This is a genomic window from Methylibium sp., assembly GCF_013817365.1.
Lineage (GTDB): Bacteria > Pseudomonadota > Gammaproteobacteria > Burkholderiales > Burkholderiaceae_C > Methylibium.
This window is the reverse complement of record NZ_JACDCU010000292.1, coordinates 1-5,402: the sequence shown is the minus strand read 5'-3', so window position 1 is coordinate 5,402 and position 5,402 is coordinate 1. Positions and strand designations below refer to the sequence as shown.

Sequence of the window (5,402 nt, the reverse complement as noted above, 5' to 3'; positions counted from 1 at the left end):
AGGCCACCGCATGGCTCGATTCGAGCGCGGGAATGATGCCCTCGGTGCGGCACAGGCGGTGAAACGCCACGAGCGCCTCGTCATCGGTGATGCCGACGTACTCGGCGCGGCCGATGTCCTTGAGGTACGCATGCTCGGGGCCGACGCCCGGGTAGTCGAGCCCGGCCGAGATCGAGTGCGTCTCGGTGACCTGGCCGTTGGCATCCTGCAGCAAATAGGTGCGGTTGCCGTGCAGCACGCCCGGTGAGCCGCGCAGCAGCGAGGCCGCATGCTTGCCCGAATCGAGCCCACGGCCGGCAGCCTCCACGCCGATCAGCCTTGTCGCGGCATGCTGGATGTAAGGGTGAAAGATGCCCATCGCGTTGCTGCCCCCGCCTACGCAGGCGATCACGGCATCGGGCTGTCGCCCGATCTGGGCCGGCATCTGCGTCAGGCATTCCTCGCCGATCACACTCTGGAAGTCGCGCACCATTGCCGGATACGGGTGCGGGCCGGCCACCGTGCCGATGATGTAGAACGTGCTCTCCACATTCGTGACCCAGTCGCGCAGCGCCTCGTTGAGCGCGTCCTTCAGCGTCTTGCTGCCGCTTTCGACCGGCACCACCTTCGCGCCCAGCAGATGCATGCGGTAGACGTTGGGCGATTGCCGCAACATGTCCTCGCTGCCCATGTAGACCACGCACTCCAGGCCGTAGCGCGCACAGATCGTCGCGGTGGCGACGCCATGCTGGCCGGCGCCGGTTTCGGCAATCACGCGGGGCTTGCCCATGCGCTTGGCGAGCAGCGCCTGGCCGATGGTGTTGTTGATCTTGTGCGCGCCCGTGTGGTTGAGATCTTCGCGCTTGAGGTGGATCTGCGCTCCGCCCAGTTCGCGGCTCATCCGCGCGGCGTGATAGATCGGGCTGGGCCGGCCGACAAAATGAGCCAACTCGTACTTGAACTCGTCGATGAAGTCGGCATCGACGCGAAAGCGTTCGTAAGCTTCCTTCAACTCCTCGACCGCATGGGTCAAAGTTTCGGCGACGAAGCTGCCGCCATAGGGGCCGAAATGGCCGCTTGCATCGGGTTGCTGGTAGTTCAACATGGGTGGATCACACGTTCAGCGAAAACCGGCTGCAGCCTGGGCCGACAAAAGGGCGTCGGCGTCTCGCACAGCCTGGCAAAACCGGCGGATCGCCTCGGCATCCTTGATGCCTTTTGCGCTCTCGACGCCGGAGCTCACATCAACGGCCGAAGGCCGCAGCGCGAGCATCCCATCTGTCACGTTGGCAGCATTCAACCCACCAGACAAAACGAGCGGACGGGTAACGCCTGACGGAACGAGTGACCAATCGAAGACCTTTCCACCGCCCCCGTAGCCTTCAACGTGCGCGTCGAGCAGCACCGCTTGGGCGTTTGGAAACTGCGACGCGAAGTCTAACAAATCGAAACCTGGCGCCATGCGTGCTGCTCGCAGATAGGGCCGGCTGGAAAGATCGCAATCCTGCGGGGTTTCATCGCCATGGAACTGCAGCACGAGGGCCGGGATCGCGGCGCATGCAGCGTTTATCTGTGTTGGCGACGCGTTAACGAAGAGCCCGACCGGGGTCACGAACGGGGGAAGCCGACGCGCGAGCGCAGCGGCGCGCTCGATATCAAGCGACCGCGGACTTTTGGCGTAGAAGACCAAGCCGATCGCGTCAGCGCCGGCATCGACGGCCGCATCGACATCGGCTTCACGGGTGAGCCCGCAGATCTTGACGCGGGTGCGCGAGGTTTTCATCAACATTGCTGAGGCCGAGGCAACCAATCGAAGGCGGGAGTGCTGGCAGGAAAGCCCATTGCAGCATCGTAGTACGGGCCAATGAAGTAGAGGCCCTGCGCAGCGAAGGTCGGCGCCGCAAGGCGGCGCTCACGCGCGCCCAGCACGCCGAGCAGCCATTGCTGCGTGCGGGCGCCCTGCCCAACGGCGATCAAGCAACCCATCAGGTTGCGCACCATGTGGTGCAGGAAGGCGCTGGCATCGAATTCGAAGCGCCAATAGGCGCCGCAACGATGGATGTCGATCCGACGCATCGTCTTGACCGGGCTGGCGGCCTGGCACTCGGCCGAGCGAAACGCGCTGAAATCGTGCTCGCCGATCAGGACCGCGGCGGCGCTTCGCATGGCGTCGCCATCGAGAGGGCGGAAGACCCATCCCGCCAAGCCCTCCTCGAGCGCCGGTCGCACCGGTGACTCGAGCAGCAAATAGACATAGCGCCGGCCGCGCGCGCTGTATCGCGCATGAAAACCGTTGTCGACCTCGCGGCACCACTGGACCGCGATGTCGCGGGGCAAATACCGGTTCGTGCCGCGCACCCAGGAAACCGGATCGCGCTCGACCAGGGTGTCGAAATGCAGCACCTGATTGAGCGCATGGACGCCGGCGTCGGTTCGCCCCGCGCAGATCGTGCGCAGCGTGCAGTCGGCAAACTGCGCCAGCGCTGCCTCGACGCGGTCTTGTACGGTTGCACCGCCCGGCTGACTTTGCCAGCCTTGGTAGGCGCCGCCCCGGTAACTCAGCCCCAGAGCCACGCGCTGCATGGTCTCTCGTTCGAGTGCCGGCGGCGGTGCCGCCGAACCGCCCCACTCAGGCAAGGTCGTGCAGCATTCCTTCGGCCCGCCTTTTCAGCGTGCCGCCGGATTGCGCGATCACCTCCTGAAGCAGGTCGCGTGCACCCTCGACATCGCCGATCTGGCGAAACTCTTCCGCCAATTCCAGCTTGCGGGCTAGGGCATCGTCGGGTGTCGCCACGCCAGGAAGATCGAGCGTTGCAACGTCGGAGAACTCGTCCACGGCCTCAGCCTCGCCTGCGAGCGGCGCAGGTTGCGACAGAATATCGAGGTTGAGCGGGGGCAGATCGAAGGTCAGGTCGCTCAGATCTTCGACGACTTTCGCGCTCGCGCTGCCAGTGTTGGCGAGCGGAGGCTCATGCGTCGCCATGGCGGGGAGCGGCTGAGTGCGTTCAGGCGGAAACAGGGGCTCATCGTCGAAATGACCCGGCGCCGAAACGTCGAGATCGAGGTCGATGCCCACGTCCTCCGGCAGGTTGGTGCGTTGGGCTTCGTAGCGCGAAGGCGAAGGCAGCACCGACTGAGGCATTGTGTTGGCACCCAGAGGCTCGACCATTGCACCGCCACTCAACGCGGCACCGACCGGACGACCGCCAGGCTGATACATCGGGTTTTCGCTGTCGATGTCCTGGCCGATCTGCTGCGCACGCGCCCAGTCTTCGCCCTCGCCGCTCGTCATCGCATAGAGCTGGGTCGCCAGTTGCTCAAAGCCCTTGGTGTCCCTGCGCTTCGCGTAAACCTCGAGCAGCTTCAGGCGAATCGCCATGCGCTCCGGGTTCGAGCGCATTGCTTCCTTGAGAATTTCCTCGGCCTGCAAGTCACGGCCGTAGGCCAGATACACATCGGCTTCGGCGACGGGATCGACATCACCGATCGCGTCGAGCTGACTCAACGAATAGCTCATCGACGATGGCACGCCGGTAGCGTCGCGCGTGTCGACTCGCTGGCCGCCGCTGGCGCCGAAGAAAGAGTCAGGCTGCAGGCGGCTTTCGAGGAAGGACGTTTCGCCGCTGTCGCGTTTGCCTTGACGCAGCCGGTACAGGCCGAGCCCGGCCAGCAGGGCCAGCAGCACGGCAACACCCGGCAACAACATCGGGTGGTCGAGCAGTCCGTCGATAACGCCCGGGCCGTCTTCGACCGGTACCGGCAAGGCGCCCGGCGCACTGGCCGCCGCTGAAGCTGCTTCAGCCTGCAATGGCGTTGAAGCCGCCTGCGGATCCGGCGAAGGAGACTGCGCCACGGCAACGGGCGGGGCCGCCCCGGCCGGATCAGAAGCGGGCGACGAAGCGTCGAGCGCGGCCGGCGCAGGCATGATTCCTGAAGCCGAAGCGCTCGATACCGAAGGAACTGCGGCGCTCGCCGGCGCCGACACGCCGGGCGGGGTGACCGGCAACTGCACGCCGCCCGGTTTGGCGGGCGCGTTTGCCGTACCCGCCGATACGCCGCCGCCGGCTGCGGCGCCCCGCAGCTTCTGCAGTTCTTCGACGTTCTTCGACAACTCCGCAACGCGCGTCGCCTCATCCTGCGCTGCGCGGCTCTTGGCGAGCCGGTCATCGGCTGCCGGGTTACCTGGCTTGACGGCGCCCTGACTGAGCGTGAGCTTGTCCGGCGTGGCGGTACCGTCCGCCTTGCGGTCCTGCACTTCGGCCTGAACGCGGCCTGCCGCTGCACGGGCGCTCTCCGCGGCCGGCGCCGTGGCGACTCCGCCAGCGAGCTTTTGCCGATAGGCGTCGAAGTCAGCTGACTGCGCCTGGATGAGCTGGCGCGCCTCTTCCAGCGACGAGGCCTGAGCCTGCTCGGCCGTCGGAACGGCAAGCAAGGCACCGGCCTTGAGAAGATTCATGTTGTCGCCGATAAAGGCGTCGGCATTGCCGCGATAGAGCGACACGAGCATCTGATCGAGCGAAACGCCAGGGCGCAACGTACGACCCGCGATTTTATAAAGGGTGTCGCCTCGCCGTACCCGGTATTCATTGCCCTCGATCGACGGTCGGGCGCTGCGAGTTGCAGCAGCGGGCGGCGTCGGCAGCGTTTCGGCAGCAGGTGCGGCCACTGGAGCCGCAGCGCGAGTCGGGGGCGGTGAGGCGGCAGCGTTGCCGGGACGCGGTACGGCCGGCCTGGGTGCGGGCGAAATGACGGCCGGTGCGGGCGCCGGAGCAGCCGCCACCGCGCGGTTGCTGGGCGGATCGAACAGCATCGTGAACTCGCGCACGAGGCGGCCCGACGACCAGTTCAGTTCCAGAATCACATCGACAAAGGGCTCCTGCACGGCACGGTCGCTGGTCACGCGCAGGTAAGGCTTGCCGTCCGGGCGGCGCTGCAGCACCACCGTGGCGTTGCTCAAAGCGGGGTTGAACTCGACGCCTGCAGCTCGGAAAGCCTCCGGTGCGGCAATGCTCGCTCGCAGACTCGACGCCTCTTCAGGCGTGATGGCGCCCACATCGATTTCAGCCCGCAGCGTCTCGCCAAGCGCAGACTGCACCGACAAGCGGCCGAGCGCGAGAGCCGCAGCGTCCTGGGGCAGGCAGGCTGCAATGACAAGTGTTGCTGCGGCAACCGCATCGAGCGGCCACCGACTGGCGGTTCGCCGCGCGCGAGGTGTTGATTGTTTCAAAGCGTCCCCCAATGCAAGATTCGAGCGTCAGGGCGATGCTCGGTGCGCCCGTGATGCGGTTGAAGCGAGCCGGAGCTCCCACTGCAACTTTTACTGAAAAGACAATAACATCAGGCAGATACGATAACAAGCTCAAGCGTCGCGTCACATTCCCCTGACGTGAAGGCCTGCTCGCAGAACCTGGCTTCGTTGCACA

General features: G+C 65.7%; 4 protein-coding genes. All 4 read right to left on the bottom strand.

The genetic code is table 11. The features are described 5' to 3' along the window. The coding region (gene trpB / locus H0W38_RS15855) for a tryptophan synthase subunit beta (RefSeq protein WP_292455820.1) at positions 1-1,084 on the bottom strand (1,084 nt) is incomplete at its 3' end. 15 nt (positions 1,085-1,099) lie between these two features. Beyond that, a complete protein-coding gene (locus H0W38_RS15850; RefSeq protein WP_292455818.1) occupies positions 1,100-1,768 on the bottom strand; it encodes a phosphoribosylanthranilate isomerase in 669 nt (222 codons plus the stop codon). Next, complete coding sequence (gene truA / locus H0W38_RS15845) at positions 1,762-2,562, bottom strand: tRNA pseudouridine(38-40) synthase TruA (protein ID WP_292455815.1); 801 nt, start codon at positions 2,560-2,562, stop codon at positions 1,762-1,764. The genes H0W38_RS15850 and truA overlap by 7 nt, the downstream gene beginning before the upstream one ends. 46 nt (positions 2,563-2,608) lie before the next feature. Further along, positions 2,609-5,074 (bottom strand): FimV/HubP family polar landmark protein, encoded by a 2,466-nt coding sequence (locus tag H0W38_RS15840; protein ID WP_292455813.1) that lies wholly within the window; start codon positions 5,072-5,074, stop codon positions 2,609-2,611. Positions 5,075-5,402: the final 328 nt, after the last annotated feature.